This window comes from Rubeoparvulum massiliense (assembly GCF_001049895.1).
GTDB classification, from domain to species: Bacteria; Bacillota; Bacilli; order Rubeoparvulales; family Rubeoparvulaceae; genus Rubeoparvulum; species Rubeoparvulum massiliense.
This window is the reverse complement of sequence record NZ_CVPE01000005.1, coordinates 457,632-473,537: the sequence shown is the minus strand read 5'-3', so window position 1 is coordinate 473,537 and position 15,906 is coordinate 457,632. Positions and strand designations below refer to the sequence as shown.

The following is a 15,906-nucleotide window of genomic DNA, read 5'->3' as shown; positions in this document are numbered from 1 at the left end:
TTTGATATGATAATCTTCAACTGAATACTCTTTACCGTAACGAGGAAAGATGGATAGTAACAGAGGATCTGCTGCATGAAGCGAACTAGGAAGGGTGGAAGCCTAGTCAGCATCTCTGTGAAAAGGCACTCTGGAGTTACCTTATGGAAAGGGGATGCACAATTTGGTGCATCAACTAGGGTGGAACCGCGGGAGTTAACTCTCGTCCCTAGGCAGCTTAATTGCCTAGCGACGAGAGTTTTTTAGTTAGTACAATAAAGGAGCGAATGATAACATGAACGTTACAATGGAGCAAATTGTTGCATTAGCAAAGCATCGAGGCTTTATCTTCCCTGGATCAGAGATTTATGGAGGATTGGCGAATACATGGGATTACGGTCCCCTTGGCGTAGAACTGAAGAATAATGTAAAACGGGCATGGTGGAAAAAATTCGTCCAAGAATCTCCCTATAATGTGGGCTTGGACGCTGCCATCTTAATGAATCCTCGTACATGGGAAGCATCTGGACACTTAGGAAACTTCAATGATCCTATGATCGACTGTAAGGCTTGTAAAGCCCGGCATCGTGCAGATAAGCTCATTGAAGAAGCACTACAAGCTAAGGGTATTGAGATGATCGTGGATGGTCTTTCCTTTGAACAGATGGCAGCATTGATTGAAGAGCATGAAATTGCCTGCCCAGAATGTGGTGCCCATAATTTCACCCCTATTCGGCAGTTCAACTTAATGTTCAAAACCTTCCAAGGTGTTACAGAGTCTAGCACCAATCAGATTTACCTTCGTCCTGAAACAGCACAAGGGATCTTTGTTAACTTTAAGAATGTACAACGTACCATGCGGAAGAAGCTCCCCTTTGGAATCGCGCAGATCGGGAAGAGCTTCCGTAATGAGATTACACCAGGTAACTTTACATTCCGCACACGGGAGTTTGAACAGATGGAACTAGAATTCTTCTGTAAGCCAGGAGAAGAGATGGAATGGTTCAAATATTGGAAGGAACAAGCTCATACATGGCTATTAACCCTTGGTATGAAAGAGGATTGTCTCCGGATGCGAGATCATTCTCCTGAGGAGTTATCCCATTATAGCAATGCAACAACGGACTTTGAATACCTCTTCCCATTTGGCTGGGGAGAATTATGGGGTGTTGCTTCTCGTACTAATTACGACTTGAGTCGTCATATGGAATTCTCCGGTGATGACTTTACTTACCTTGATCCAGAGACGAACGAGAAGTATGTTCCATATTGTATTGAGCCATCCCTTGGTGCGGATCGGGTCACCTTAGCTTTCTTGATCAATGCATATGAGGAAGAAAGTTTGGAGGACGGAACAACACGGAATGTTCTACATTTTCATCCTGCCCTTGCTCCTTATAAAGCTGCAGTGCTCCCACTCTCGAAGAAACTGTCTGATGGTGCACTTGAGGTATATCGAGAACTAGCAAAGCACTTTATGGTGGACTTTGATGAGACAGGCTCCATTGGGAAGCGCTATCGCCGTCAGGATGAAATTGGTACACCCTTCTGCATTACCTATGACTTCGATTCAGAAGAGGATCGGCAGGTAACCATCCGCAATCGCGATACCATGGAACAGGTGCGTCTCCCCATCGCAGATGTGAAGGCATTCCTCGATGAAAAAATAACTTTTTAGTGTAGCAATCGTTCAAAGATGGAGTTACAATTACTCTTGAGCATAATTTACCACAGCATAAGATTGACAATGTTAAGTTTAGCTTGTAGAATAGGAGTAAATTTACTCCTTTTTGAGACAGATATCCTTCATGGATATCGGGCCAAAATTGGCAACAGGATTTTGTGGAATACTAAGCCTGTGGGACTCCAAACAGTCTCACAGGCTTTTCTATATATAAAAATAATGATTTACAGTTTATCTAATATAAGGAATAAGGGGGAAAGAACAATGGCCAATATCCGTTCTAAAGTTGCGTTGCTATCTGTTATCTCGAATTCATTCCTAATTACAATAAAAGCGATAGCAGGCTTTCTGAGCGGTTCAGTCAGTATTCTTTCAGAAGCGATTCACTCAGCCATGGATCTTTTGGCATCCTTTATTGCATTATTCTCTGTGACGTATGCCTATCGTCCTGCAGATAAGAAGCATCCCTATGGCCATGGTAAGATGGAGAATATCTCTGGTGTCATCGAAGGGTTGCTCATTTTTATTGCAGCAGCATTAATTATAAAAGAAGCTGTAGGCAAGTTGCTTCACCCAGAACCACTGCAACAGGAATATCTTGCAATCACTGTGATGGCTGTTTCGGCCATTGTGAACTTTTTTATCTCCAGTATCCTTTATCGGGTAGCGAAGCGGGAGGATTCCATCGCTTTAGAAGCAGATGCCCTTCATTTGAAGACCGATGTATACACCTCGGCTGGGGTTGCTATTGGCTTAGTCTTGATGAAGATTACAGGCCTTTATTGGTTAGACCCTGTGGTAGCTATCTTGGTAGCAGGGCTTATCGTGAAGGAAGCTTATGAATTAGTCTCTACTGCATTTAGTCCATTATTAGATGCCAAGCTCCCCGATGCTGAGGAAGCTGTGATTAAAGAAGTATTGGAGAAATATGAGCAGTTGCATCAAGTCACGTACCATGATTTGAAGACACGAAAAGCAGGGAGTGCACGATACGTAGATTTTCACTTGGAAATGGCCTCAGATATTACCGTATCCCAATCCCATGAGATCTGTGATCAAATCGAAATGGAGATTACCGGGTCACTTCCACAGACCAGTGTCAATATCCACGTAGAACCAAAGCTTAATCCACAATAAGAGAAAAGTCCCTCCTTGACAAGGGGGGTTATATTTTTTAAAATAAAGATATACCCCATATGGTATATAAAAGTTAAAGAAATGTAGTGATGTGTATGGAATTACAATTATTAAAGAGCTGGGAGCAAGGACAAGCCCTACTCTCTGAGGATCGATTGCTCCTTTTTTATTTTACTCAACCCAATTGCAGTGTTTGTCATGGGTTCAAACCACAGCTAGAGAACCTCCTTCCCCAATATCCAGAATGGAATGCATGGCATGTAGATGCCTCTCAGATACCGGAGATGGCAGGTCAGATGCAGGTCTTTACGGCACCTGCAGTATTAGCCTTTTATCAAGGGAAAGAGTTATTTCGCTTTGCACGTTTTATTCCAGTAGGACAATTGGAAGAACGCTTGGAGCAAATGAAAAACATCGGGATGTAGGGGCTCCCGATGTTTTTTTGTAATGCTTAAGGTTAGGTTGATTTAAATAGTTAGGGTAGTTAGGTTTAGGATGGTAGATTATAGGATTAATTACGACATTAAATTCGAATCTTAATCATGATGAGGGTTGAGGGTTTATAAAAGTACTGCAGATAAACCAAAGCCTACGGCTACAGCGATAATGGTTGCCACGATACCTGGAACCATGAAGCTGTGATTGAAGAGGTATTTACCGATATGAGTAGTACCTGTACGGTCAAAGTTCAATGCTGCGATAATGGTACCATAGGTTGGAATGAAGAAGTAACCATTAACTGCTGGGAACATTGCAATTAGGAATGCAGGGCTGATACCAAGAGAGATACCTAATGGCATTAATGCACGAACCGTTGCAGCCTGACTGTAGAGCAATACAGATAGGAAGAAGAGTGCAATAGCAAATGTCCATGGTTGTGCTAATACAACATCTTGAATTGCGCCATTAATGGTCTCAATGTTGTTTTGGAAGAAGGTATCACCCATCCAAGCGATCCCGAAGATACCGATAACGGCAGTAGCACCTGCAATAAACACTTCGTTGTTAATTACTTTTTCTACTTTGGTTTTACTTAATACCATGATTAATGCTGCAATGGTTAGCATTACAATTTCAATGGTATTAGGCATGCTCATCGGCTTCATGACACCTTCAACTTCCCAAGCAGGACGTAAGGATTCAACACTACCTAAGATTACAACAAGAAGTGCGCCGATTAAGAAGAGAAGAACAGAGATTTTAGCAGCTCCAGTGATGTTGTATTCTTTCTTAACACCAGATGTTACACCACTTGGTTCAACTAAACCCTCGCGAACCCGTTTTTGGAATTCAGGGTCATCATCAAGTTCTACACCAGTACGAGCAGAGATAAGTGCGGCAATCATACAACCGATAAATGTGGAAGGTACACAGATCATCATGATGTCCATCAGGTCAACAGTGAAGCCTGCGGTACTGAACAATCCTAATAATGCTACGGTTGCAGCGGAAATAGGACAAGCGGTGATGGATTGCTGTGAAGCGATTACTGAGATCCCCATGGGTCGTTCTGGACGAACACCAGATTCACGAGCTACTTCTGCAATAACAGGAAGTACGGAGTAAGCAACGTGACCTGTACCTGCAAAGAAGGTAAATAAATAAGTAACAATAGGTCCCATGAAGGTAATGCGAGAGGGATTTTTACGTAACATTTTTTCAGCAAGGTAGACCAAGTAATCAAGACCACCGGCTGCGTGCATTGCGCCTGCAGCGGTTACTACAGCTAAGATCATTAGGATTACATCAATAGGTGGAGATGTTGGTTGTAGACCAAAAGCAAAGACGAGTACGGCGAGACCAAATCCGCCCATTACACCGAGACCGACTCCACCAAGTCGAGCTCCCCAGAAAATAAAGATAAGGACGACTAGAAACTCAAGCCAAATCATAAATACACCTCCGTAGATAACATAAGTTAATGATATTGTCCCCCTTGCACATGATTAGAATACATGAATAAAAAAGTAGCAAATGTGATGCATTTCACATTTGCTCATCGAGATGAAGAGGATGATGACGATTGTACACATTCTGTAACAAAGATAAAAAATAAAAATAATAAACACCGAGAGTGTAGGGCTCTCGGTGTTTTAATATCGTGTAAAACTGAGGGTAAGGTTGAAGTTAGGTTAGGGTATTTAGGAATAGGATATTGATTAGATTACAGCATTCGCAATGGTAAGAAGAAATTATAAAAGGATAGCAGCAAGACCAAAACCAATTGCAACAGCGCTAATGGTTGCCACTAAACCTGGAACCATGAAACTGTGATTGAACAAGTACTTACCAATATGAGTAGTACCTGTACGGTCAAAGTTCAAAGCAGCAATAATAGTACCATAAGTTGGGATGAAGAAGTAACCGTTAACAGATGGGAACATTGCAATTAGGTATGGTGCTGGAATTCCCAGAGAGATACCTAATGGCATTAGCGCACGAACTGTTGCAGCCTGGCTGTAAAGTAATACAGAGAGGAAGAAGAGTGCGATTGCGAATGTCCATGGTTGAGCCAAAACAACATCTTGAATAGCATTGTTAATGGTTTCGATATTGTTTTGGAAGAAGGTATCACCCATCCAAGCGATCCCGAAGATACCGATAACAGCTGTAGCACCTGCTAAGAACACTTCATTGTTAATAACCTTTTCAACTTTGGTCTTAGCAGTAACCATAATGAGTGCAGCGACGGTTAACATGGTGATTTCAATGGTATTCGGCATGTTCATACGCTTTAATTGACCATCGATTTCCCATGCTGGACGTAATGTTTCAATACTACCGAGCAGAACGACGAGAACTGCACCTAATAGGAAGAAAAGAACAGAGATTTTTGCAGCAGTGGTAATGTTGTATTCTCTCTTCACACCAGATGCTACACCGCTTGGTTCAACTAAGCCTTCACGTACCCGACGTTGATATTCAGGGTCATCTGCCAATTCAACACCTGTTTTAGAGGAGATGAAGGCTGCAATCATACAACCGATAAAGGTAGCTGGAACAGTAACAATCATGATATCCATCAATGTGATATCATAACCAGCTGTACTGAACAATCCGAGTAGTGCAACCGTTGCAGCGGAGATCGGGCAAGCGGTGATGGATTGTTGAGAAGCAATGACTGCAATCCCCATGGGTCGTTCTGGACGAACACCAGATTCACGAGCTACCTCAGCAATAACAGGAAGTACGGAGTAAGCAACGTGACCTGTACCTGCAAAGAATGTGAATAGGTATGTTACAATAGGTCCCATGAAGGTGATACGAGAGGGATTTTTACGTAACATTTTTTCGGCAAGGTAGACCAAGTAATCAAGACCACCAGCTGCATGCATTGCACCAGCAGCAGTTACTACAGCTAAAATCATTAGGATAACATCAATAGGTGGTGATGTTGGTTGAAGACCGAATGCAAAGACCAAAACAGCAAGACCAAATCCACCCATAACACCAAGGCCGACACCACCAAGTCGAGCCCCCCAGAAAATAAAGATAAGGACGACTAAAAACTGAAGCCAGATCATAAGTACACCCCCAAATTTGCATAAATTGTCCCCTTGCACATCCAGTATCATACAATATTTAGCATTGGAAAGTGTGAAATTCATCACAAATTCACAAAAAGATCAAAGATGACACTCTTTTGTCCTTAATTCGTAACACACAAAATTGGAGAGATCATGTATGATATATTACTATAAAAATTAAATGGTACAGATGCATTGAAACCTATGGTCATTAAATTTATGATATATAACAGAATAGGTAATTATATAGAAACAGATAACGGATCGCATACCCGAAAATTGGGGGTAACGATCCGCTTTTTTCTTATGTGCAAGTAAGCTTGTCATTTTTGTGACCCTTGTCCAGTTCTTGGGGGGTACCTGTTTAGAAAAAAGCAAGTCGCGATTTGCCAAAGGTTAGGGTATGATAAGAAATAGGATTTCATGAATGCTTTGTTGAACAAATATAAATAGGAAGGGATGAAGTATCGTGCAGAATCCAATGGTGACAATTGAAATGGAGAATGGTCAAAAGATTGAAGTAGAGTTGTATCCTGAGATCGCTCCGAATACTGTTCGTAATTTTATTTCTTTAATAGAGGCAAACTTCTATGATGGCCTGATTTTTCATCGGGTCATTCCAGGCTTTATGGTTCAAGGGGGCTGTCCTCAAGGGACAGGGATGGGTGGCCCTGGTTACTCCATTCGTGGCGAGTTTACTCAGAATGGGTTCCCCAATTCATTACAGCATGAACGGGGAGTTCTATCCATGGCTCGTACCATGATCCCTGATTCAGCGGGTTCGCAGTTTTTTATTATGGCGGCAAATTCACCTCATTTAGATGGTCAATATGCCTCTTTTGGCAAAGTGCTTCATGGTATGGAGGAAGTGGATCGGATTGTCGGTGTAAAACGGGATCGTAATGATAAGCCCTTGGAGGATCAGCGGATTGCCAAGGTATCAGTGGAAACGTTCGGCGTTGAATATGGTCCTGTGGAAAAAGTTGAATAAGGTGACGGTATTGAAGAAAGTTTCGGTACAGTCATAAGGGAGGGAACAGGCTTGAAAGGGTGGATTTTATATCGGGAGTCAGGTGCCAACTTACGGCCAGATGCGTATGAGATACATCGTCTGGTAGCTGTGGCGAAGGAGAGTGGAATTCAATTAGAAGTTTTTCAACCTGAGCAATTTGAGCTAGTGGTTACTCGGGAGGATCGTAAAAGTATTATGATCGATGGTGAGGTACTCCCCCTTCCCCACTTTGTCTTGCCACGCTTAGGTGCGAATACGACCTATTTTGCCCTGGCAGTGATCCGCCACCTTGAACGTTTAGGGGTACATACCATTAATGCATCCCATAGTATTGAAATTGTTCGTGACAAGTTGTATACGCAACAAATTTTAGCGGAACATAATTTGCCTGTACCGAAAACCATGTTAGTCAAATTCCCGATCAATGTCTCATTGGTAGAACAGCAGCTAGGATTCCCGGTGGTAGTAAAAACCCTATCTGGGTCAAAAGGAAATGGCGTTTTTCTATGCGAAAGCCGTTCTAGCTTTATGGATTTAATGGAGTTTATTAGTTCAACAACAAGCAATGCCAATATTATTCTTCAAGAGTATGTAGCAACCAGTCGAGGCAAGGATCTCCGTGTTTTTACCATTGGGGGTCGTGTGGTTGCATGTATGAAGCGCAGCTCCTTAGATGAGAACTTTAAGGCCAATTACTCCCGTGGTGGCTTAGTGGAGCCGTATCCTATCACACCAGAGATCGAATGGTTGGCCACAGAGACATCACGGATCCTGAACCTCGATATTGCAGGGATCGACCTGCTTTTTGATGGTGAGCATTTTAAAATATGTGAAGCCAATTCTTCACCGGGATTTCGTGGAATTGAACAAGTTGCGCCTCTTAGCATCCCGGAGGAAATATTTAACTTTGTAAGGGTACGCTTGGGAATTCATGCCTAACAATCGAATGGGGAAAGTATCAAAGGCGTAGCCATTGATACTTTTTTTGTTACAATCAGTGGCATAAAGGGGGGAGAGAATGATGTGGAATCCAGAAAAAGAACTTCCATATCGACATCAGGTTTTGATGAAATGGTACTGGGTATTTGGTATCGTTAATCTAATTATGAATCAGGTTAGTGGCTATCCTTATATGGGCTACCTGCTCATCACATGGGCTGTCCCATTAACCATATTAACTTACTTATCTATTTTAGGTTACTCAGTACACAAGCTGATGTATGGAACCATTCTCTCCATGTTTATGGTAGTCTGGGTCTGGATTTATCTTAATCCATCCCTGTTGAACTTTATTTTTATTTGGTTTATCTTAATCGTTAGCTCATTTTATCAGAACAAAAAAGTGATTCTATTCGCAGGCTTTCTGACATTCCTATCAACCATCTCTGCATTTTATACCTATCATGATGATATCTTTTCAGAATTGAAAGATCATCATATTATTATTTTGTTGCTTTTTGATATGGTGATAATTCTTTATCTTTACTTGACGACTCGTTATCTAGAGTCTCTGCGTGCCAAAATTGAGCAAAGTGAAGCTCAAGTAGGGATGATGTTGCATTCTACACGAGAGTATCTAGAATCATTTATCCGTAATACCACAGATGCTCTCGTTGTTACTGACTTAACAGGCCGTGTGATCAAGGTCAATCCTGCTTTTGAGATGGTTTTCGGCTGGAAGGAATGGGAAACACTGGGCCATTCTTTATCGCAGCTCACCAATCCTGACGAGGGAGAGGTTGAACGTGTGATCACACAGGTATTGAGACAGATGGAGCCTATCACCTTCGACACAGTGAATCGAACCAAGGATGGCCAGGCAATTGATATCAACGTAGTTGTCTCTCCCATTCGCAATCAAGAGGGGACGATCATCGCCATGGCAAGTTTGGCCAGGGACATTACGGAAAGGAAAAGAACAGCAGAACGTCTCCTCCGTACAGAAAAGCTAGCAGCAGTGGGTCAATTAGCCGCTGCAGTAACCCATGAAATTCGGAATCCACTAACCGTTCTTTCGGGATTTACTCAACTAATTGCCGAAAAGAATCCTGATCCAACAACACAAAGCTATTGTAATCTCATGAAGTCGGAGATCGATCGCATTCATATGATCGTTAGTGAGTTCCTAGTCTTTGCGAAGCCTCAGGCAGAACGCTTGGTTGAATACGATCTGCACCGACTTATCTTAGAGACAGTAGCGTTGATGGAGCCAGAAGCGCATCAGCATCAGACTACACTCCGCTGTTTTTGGAAGGGAAGTGTGCCGCTCCTTCATTGCGATCCCAATGCCATTAAGCAAGTCTTAATCAATCTCATAAAAAATAGTATTGAAGCGATGCCAACAGGAGGAGGGGTTCGGCTTGAAGTAGAAGGGAAAGAGGAGGAGGTGGTGATTCGTGTACAGGATGAAGGTATGGGAATGGATGAAACCACTCTCCATCATCTCACAGAGCCATTTTTCACTAGTAAGGAGCATGGGACTGGCCTAGGAATGGCCATCAGTCAGAAGATTATTTCCAATCATGGTGGACAGTTGTGTGTGGAGAGCAAACTTCATGAAGGGACCAGAGTAGAATTGCGATTGCCTGTTTGCGGCATCGAGCAAGGACATACCGATGAGGAGGAACGAACATGATGAAGACATGGCAACCAGAAGACTTTGACATTCGGATTGGGCAACTTGCAAAAGGCAAGAAGAATACGATCACAGATGTTCCCGGTGTACGTGTAGGTCATATGACCTTGAAGGAAGGGACCGCAAGAACAGGTATAACAGCAATTTTACCTCATGACGGCAACCTTTTTCAGGAGAAGGTACTGGCTACCTCTCATGTGATTAATGGTTTTGGCAAAACCATTGGCTTGGTACAAGTGAATGAATTAGGGCAAATAGAGACACCTATTCTGCTCACGAATACTTTAAGCGTAGGCACTGTTGCAGATGGCTTGGTGCAGTATATGTTGAAACAGAATGAGGATATCGGTCGCACCACAGGTACTGTTAATCCTGTAGTTGGCGAGTGTAATGATGGTTACCTCAATGATATACGCGGATTGCATATTAAGCAGGAACATGTCTGGCAGGCCATCGCCAATGCAGATACAGACTTTGCTGAAGGTGCTGTGGGTGCTGGTACGGGAATGAGCAATTTTCACCTCAAGGGTGGTATCGGTTCATCGTCCCGTGTCATCCAAATGGCTGACCAGAACTATACAGTAGGTGTGTTAGTCCTAGCCAATTATGGACTTCTTCCAGATCTTCAGGTGAAGGGAGTTCCTGTTGGTCAACGGATCGAAAGGCTGATGGAAGCAGGGAAGAATGAAGCCTCTGGAACAGGAACGGTAGCAGAGGAACGCGGCTCGATTATCATTGTGGTAGCTACTGATGCTCCAGTCAATGAACGCCAATTGCAGCGGATTTGTAAGCGAGCTGTTATAGGAATTACGCGAATGGGCTCCTTTATTGGGAATGGCAGTGGGGACATCGTCATTGGCTTCTCAACAGCATTTCGGATTCCTCATTATGCAGAAGAGCCCGTTCTACCCTGGCAGTATTTTCATGAAAATGGGATTACAACAGCATTCCGTGCAGCAGCAGAAGCTACAGAGGAAGCCGTATTAAAGGCATTACTAAATGGAGAAAAAACAGAGGGTCGGGACGGTCATACTCGGTCCAGTCTACGAGATTGGCTCATCGCTTATCCAGAATTGCTCCAGCCATAATATTCTTGCCGCAGCAAGGGATAAAACTATAAACAATATGCCAAGTATGCTAAACTAGAGAGTGAATAATGGCAAAGAAATCAGGAGGAATCATCATGAAAATATTTGTTGCCCTCGGTAGTGCCAATCTCTTTCTAGCTGTGGCATTGGGAGCATTTGGAGCGCATGCTCTTAAAGATCACTTATTGCAATTAGGAACGCTGGAAACCTATCAAACAGGTGTCCAGTATCATATGATTCATGCTTTAGGGTTATTAGCTGTGGCGATGCTTATGGAACGTTGGGGGCTAACCTCATACTTAAACTGGTCAGGTTGGCTACTCTTTGCTGGGATTATCTTATTCTCTGGAAGTTTATACGTCTTGAGCATGAGCGGAATCCGCTGGCTAGGAGCGATTACCCCCTTTGGTGGTGTTGCCTTCTTAATTGGCTGGGCATTGATGTTTATCGCGGCATTAAAGGCATGAGAACCGCATAGTATGAAGGAAGAACTCTTACACTTCTCGTAATTGAACAGGCAAAAGGGAGAGCCCTTTTGCCTGTTTTTACGAAGAAAAGAGATGTTGATATGGGGTGTAATCAATGCCTCTATTCTCTAGATGTGACTTGAGCATTTTATGGTCCCGTTTTGGTGTGGCCATGATATAGCCCCGAATGATCACATCAATGGTGATCAATTCCACCCTTTCCTCTAGTGCTAGTTTACCGATTTTAGCAGCGATGGACCGTTTGGCAACATCACGAAACATGGCAGGCACAGGAGAGACCAATTCCTCTAGTAATTCTCTCCCTTCCTCTGTCCATAAGGGTAAGCTCTTTTCAATATAGTAGTCCTGCCAATCCAATTCAGATTTTCCATCCTCCTTTGGCATGGACTTTAAGAACTTTCGTAGCATGAAGAAGCCCCCGATGGAAATCAGCGTAATGAGGATGGTCATCCAAACGGTTATTCCAACGCCAAAAATCATACTCATCTTCTTCTCACCTCAGTTATTCCATTCCAAAATACGTTTGTAATGTCATCATAACTTAGGAGGAGTCCAATTGGCAATTGTTGAAGGTTAGCACAGGATTGAACCAGTGAAGGGAAGGAAAGGATCGCAACTCTTTTCACATAACCAATTATCCCTTTTCCATGTATAATATAAAGAAGCACAGTAGAGGATACTCTCGGCCGATCATGGAAGGGATTCTATCCTTTCGAGATAGATAAGAATGAAAGAAGATTAGGTGAGGAGAAAACTGCATGAAAAAAGAGATTCTATCATTGGTGATTGCCTCGTTAATGCTCGTAAGCACGGGATGCAGCACAATGAGCGAGGGAGTGCCACAAGCACATGAACCCAATCAAGGAGATGGGGCTCAGCAAGAAGAACAGGCACAGCAAGAGCAACAGGGACAACAAGAACAGCAGGGAGAAGAAGGCCCAGCAGAGGACCAAAATGACGATGAAGGAAGTAAGCAAGAGAATGTTCAAGAAGAGCAACCTGCACCAGCGTTGAAATACCCTTATGCACCGGAGTTTAACTATCCAGCAGAGGGTGTGATGGGGATCTATGTAACAGCCAATACAGCAGGTGGCTCTCGCTTTCAAGAGCTGATGCAATTCCTTGATGATACAGAGTTAAACGCTGTTGTCATCGATCTTAAGGATGATCATGGCTATATTCCTTTTCCTGTGGAGGGGGACGGTCTACTCTCCGAAAACAGTATGTCCATCTTAAATCCGGAGCAAGTGATCACCACCTTGAAGGAGCATGAGGTTTATCCCATTGCTCGGATCGTTGCTTTCAAGGATACGGTATTGGCTATTAAGCATCCGGAGCTCTCTTTTCAGGAGGGTGGTCAAGTATGGAAAAATCGGCGAGGAGAAGCGTTTATTAATCCATTTTTGAAGGAAACCTGGGAGTATAACGTGGAGATTGCCAAGAAAGCGGCACAGATGGGCTTTAAAGAGGTTCAATTTGATTATGTTCGTTTCCCTGAAGGCTTTGAGAACCGTGATCAACACCTGGTCTACTCCATGGGTGAATATACGGATAAGCAGCCACAAAAATTTATCGAGCTGGAGCAAGCCTTTATGGAAGCACAGCAGGAGTATGTAAAACAATTACTCACCTATGAAATGAAGCTAATGAAGTGGAATCTACGGATGCAGAATATGACAGAGCTTACTGCGAAAGAGGAAGCCCAACAGAAGGTTGCGGAACTGGAAGCTGCCATCGCTGAACTCCATCAGCAACAGCCACAGCCTCCTCAGTTTACCGAGAAGGAGCGTCTTGTTCAGCTTCGGGTGGATGCTGTGACAGACTTCGTCGCTTATGCACGGAAAGAGCTAGCACCATATGGCGTTCATGTCTCGGTAGATATCTTTGGCTATTCTGCAACGGTATCAGAAGCACCTGGGATCGGTCAAAACTTTACAAGAATTAGTGAGCAGGTGGATGTGATCTCCTCTATGATCTATCCCTCTCATTGGGGAACCTCATACTTTGGGGTGAACAATCCAGACCTACACCCTTATGAATTGGTGACGGAGTATGCGAAGGTGGAGAATCAAGTGTTAGCTGCTCTTGGAGAGAAGCGACCCATTTCTCGTCCATGGATTCAAGACTTTACCGCGAGCTATCTTCCGAAGGGAACCTATCAGGTTTATGGTAAAGCGCAGATCGAAGCACAGATCCGAGCCTTGCATGAGCAAGGAATCACAGAATTCCTACTATGGGATCCAACGAATCGATTTACGAGAGGCGTGGATTATACACCCTTGACGCCATGAGGTAGTGCGCGGGTTGCTGTGAAAGGAGAGGATTACATTGAATCAAGCAACATCATCATCTGTTATATTGGATGTCCAAAATTTGAGCGGTGGCTATGACCGCCGCCGTCCTGTTCTCCATCAGATCTCCTTCCAGGTGAGAGCAGGAGAACTGGTTGGTTTAATCGGATTAAATGGGGCAGGGAAGAGTACGACCATTAAGCATATTTTAGGCTTACTGCAGCCAGTAGAAGGTTCGATTTACGTTAATGGCAAGGAGCTTCAAGAGAATCCAGAAGTATATCATCGCACCATGGCATACATACCAGAGGCACCCTTTGTCTATGAGGATCTTACATTGTGGGAGCATCTTCAATTGACTGCTATGGCCTATGGGTTGGGTAAGGAGGAGTTTGAGGAGCGGGTTCACCCCTTACTGACACGGTTTCAAATGAGTGATCGTTTGAACTTTTTTCCTGGACAGATGTCGAAGGGGATGCGTCAGAAAGTAATGATTATCAATGCTTTCCTCGTACAGCCACAACTTTTAATTGTGGACGAGCCCTTTGTTGGTCTCGACCCATTGGCGATGCGGGAGATTATGGATTTGTTTATTGAAGCGAAAGAGCGAGGGACAGCGATCCTAATGAGTTCACATATACTCCCAGTTGCAGAGCAGCATGGGGATCGTTTCATTATTCTTCATCAAGGAAGGATTCGAATGGAGGGAAGCCTCCAAGAATTGCGTCAATCTGTTGGTCAGTCGGCCATCACACTGGAGGATTTGTTTTTACATGTGATAAAGGATGAGTTATCATGATGAGTGCGCTAAAGCTTTGGCAGCAGCGGGTGGATCACTTTTGGTCTGAAGCGATTCGTCATCTGCGCTACGTGACCAACAGTGGATTTCTCTTCTTTTTGATCCTCCTGGTTCTGGTAGGAGGCTATTACTATGCTCGAATTTTACAAACCCTACCAGACTCTTTTCCTGTCCGTCTAATCATGGTGACCTTGTTCACACTTCTGCTCTCAGGGGGAGCGGTTCGGACCTTTCTGCAGACAGCGGATCAACTCTTCCTACTTCCCTATGAGCTTGAGCTGGGGCCTTATTTTCGCCGTGCCTTCTATTATAGCTATCGCTTTCAGGTGGGGGTCTTAACTGCCGTTCTCTTTCTAGTTTGGCCCCTTTACCAAACGGTGGCTGAAACGGAACGTTGGTCCTTCTTGCTGGTGTGGTTCGTTCTTGTTCTACTCAAAGGGTTTAATACATGGATGGTAATGCAGGAGAACCGTCTACGTTCCCGTTTGGTTGCCCGCTCTCACCAAGGAGGACGATTGGTGATCAATGGGATGCTGCTTTACTTTTTCTTTGCGCAGGAAGAGATATGGGTGGGAATCTGGTTCCTTTTTCTTTTGGGAGTAGTGTTCTTTCACTATCGCCATCTCCAGCAGCTTCCACTTAATTGGGATTGGCTGATTCAGAAGGAGAGGCGCATGGTGGTTCGCTTTTATACCATCGTGAACTGGTTTGTGGATGTTCCACAATTACAAGCGCAGGTCCATCGGCGCAGCTGGTTATCTAGCCTTGCACAACATCTTGCCTTTCAAGAAGGGAAAACCTATTCCTACTATCTCCATCTCGTTTTTTATCGTTCTCATGATTTATTCCCACTCTATTTTCGTCTGACCATCGTCATGGCTCTCTTGCTCGGGTTCTTACCAGTAGGACTGATGACAGCAGCGGTCTATTTATTATCCATTCTCCTGATTGGTATGCAGATATCGCCCCTGTATGGTCGTGTTCATGATCTCCTCTGGCTTCGCCTCTATCCCCAGCCCATGACGCAACTGGTAGAAGCCTATGTACAGCTGGTCAAGAAGCATGTGTTCATCTCAGCGATCATCTTAGCCATTCCTGTGGTGATTCTAGCCTTCCAATCGCAGCTTTACTGGCTCCTCCTTGTGCCACCCATTGGCTGGTGGATTGGGAGCCAATGGTACTTGAAGAAACGCTTGAATCCCCTTCAATAAATATGCTTGCTTCCAAGCTAGCTTGTAAAAAAGGCTACAGGTTTTAATAGAACCT

General features: G+C 43.7%; 13 protein-coding genes and 1 pseudogene. 11 read left to right on the top strand and 3 right to left on the bottom strand.

Annotation, left to right across the window (positions count from 1 at the left end; genetic code table 11):
* Positions 1-274: 274 nt before the first annotated feature.
* The 3 genes from BN1691_RS07435 to BN1691_RS07425 all read left to right on the top strand — a co-directional run bounded on the left by BN1691_RS07435 (position 275) and on the right by BN1691_RS07425 (position 3,225).
* Positions 275-1,657, top strand: coding sequence for a glycine--tRNA ligase (locus BN1691_RS07435; protein WP_048601571.1), 1,383 nt, complete (start codon positions 275-277; stop codon positions 1,655-1,657).
* Between the two features lie 270 nt (positions 1,658-1,927).
* Complete coding sequence (locus BN1691_RS07430) at positions 1,928-2,800, top strand: cation diffusion facilitator family transporter (RefSeq protein ID WP_048601570.1); 873 nt, start codon at positions 1,928-1,930, stop codon at positions 2,798-2,800.
* A gap of 89 nt (positions 2,801-2,889) precedes the next feature.
* Entirely contained in the window at positions 2,890-3,225 is a 336-nt protein-coding gene (locus BN1691_RS07425) for a thioredoxin family protein (RefSeq protein ID WP_231638361.1), read from the top strand.
* Between the two features lie 135 nt (positions 3,226-3,360).
* On the opposite strand, the gene BN1691_RS07420 is transcribed toward BN1691_RS07425, so the two are convergent.
* Positions 3,361-4,692, bottom strand: coding sequence for an anaerobic C4-dicarboxylate transporter family protein (locus tag BN1691_RS07420; RefSeq protein WP_048601569.1), 1,332 nt, complete (start codon positions 4,690-4,692; stop codon positions 3,361-3,363).
* Between the two features lie 300 nt (positions 4,693-4,992).
* Positions 4,993-6,324, bottom strand: coding sequence for an anaerobic C4-dicarboxylate transporter family protein (locus tag BN1691_RS07415; RefSeq protein WP_048601568.1), 1,332 nt, complete (start codon positions 6,322-6,324; stop codon positions 4,993-4,995).
* Positions 6,325-6,796: 472 nt separating this feature from the next.
* Here BN1691_RS07415 and BN1691_RS07410 point away from each other — a divergent pair.
* The 5 genes and pseudogenes from BN1691_RS07410 to BN1691_RS07390 all read left to right on the top strand — a co-directional run.
* A pseudogene (locus BN1691_RS07410) lies at positions 6,797-7,318 on the top strand (peptidylprolyl isomerase); the annotation flags it as partial.
* 51 nt (positions 7,319-7,369) lie between these two features.
* Positions 7,370-8,278, top strand: a complete 909-nt coding sequence (locus BN1691_RS07405) for an ATP-grasp domain-containing protein (protein WP_048601566.1) — start codon at positions 7,370-7,372, stop codon at positions 8,276-8,278.
* Positions 8,279-8,360: 82 nt separating this feature from the next.
* Complete coding sequence (locus tag BN1691_RS07400; RefSeq protein ID WP_048601565.1) at positions 8,361-9,974, top strand: PAS domain S-box protein; 1,614 nt, start codon at positions 8,361-8,363, stop codon at positions 9,972-9,974.
* The gene (locus tag BN1691_RS07395; RefSeq protein ID WP_048601564.1) at positions 9,971-11,062 is read left to right on the top strand and encodes a DmpA family aminopeptidase; all 1,092 of its coding nucleotides are present in this window, start codon (positions 9,971-9,973) and stop codon (positions 11,060-11,062) included. Before BN1691_RS07400 ends, BN1691_RS07395 begins: the two co-directional genes overlap by 4 nt.
* A 95-nt stretch (positions 11,063-11,157) precedes the next feature.
* Positions 11,158-11,529 carry a DUF423 domain-containing protein gene (locus BN1691_RS07390; protein ID WP_048601563.1) on the top strand — a complete coding sequence of 124 codons (372 nt, stop codon included), beginning with the start codon at positions 11,158-11,160 and terminating at the stop codon, positions 11,527-11,529.
* 78 nt (positions 11,530-11,607) lie between these two features.
* Here BN1691_RS07390 and BN1691_RS07385 read toward each other — a convergent pair whose 3' ends face one another.
* Entirely contained in the window at positions 11,608-12,036 is a 429-nt protein-coding gene (locus BN1691_RS07385) for a DUF2621 family protein (protein ID WP_048601562.1), read from the bottom strand.
* 272 nt (positions 12,037-12,308) lie between these two features.
* Here BN1691_RS07385 and BN1691_RS14120 point away from each other — a divergent pair, with 272 nt between their 5' ends.
* Genes BN1691_RS14120 through BN1691_RS07370 form a run of 3 tightly spaced genes read left to right on the top strand, consistent with a single transcriptional unit; the run spans position 12,309 to position 15,851 of the window.
* Entirely contained in the window at positions 12,309-13,841 is a 1,533-nt protein-coding gene (locus tag BN1691_RS14120) for a putative glycoside hydrolase (protein ID WP_147545748.1), read from the top strand.
* A 37-nt stretch (positions 13,842-13,878) separates the two neighbouring features.
* Positions 13,879-14,640, top strand: a complete 762-nt coding sequence (locus BN1691_RS07375) for an ABC transporter ATP-binding protein (RefSeq protein ID WP_048601561.1) — start codon at positions 13,879-13,881, stop codon at positions 14,638-14,640.
* On the top strand, positions 14,637-15,851 hold the full coding sequence (locus BN1691_RS07370; RefSeq protein ID WP_048601560.1) for an ABC transporter permease: 1,215 nt from the start codon (positions 14,637-14,639) through the stop codon (positions 15,849-15,851). The genes BN1691_RS07375 and BN1691_RS07370 overlap by 4 nt, the downstream gene beginning before the upstream one ends.
* Positions 15,852-15,906 lie beyond the last annotated feature (55 nt).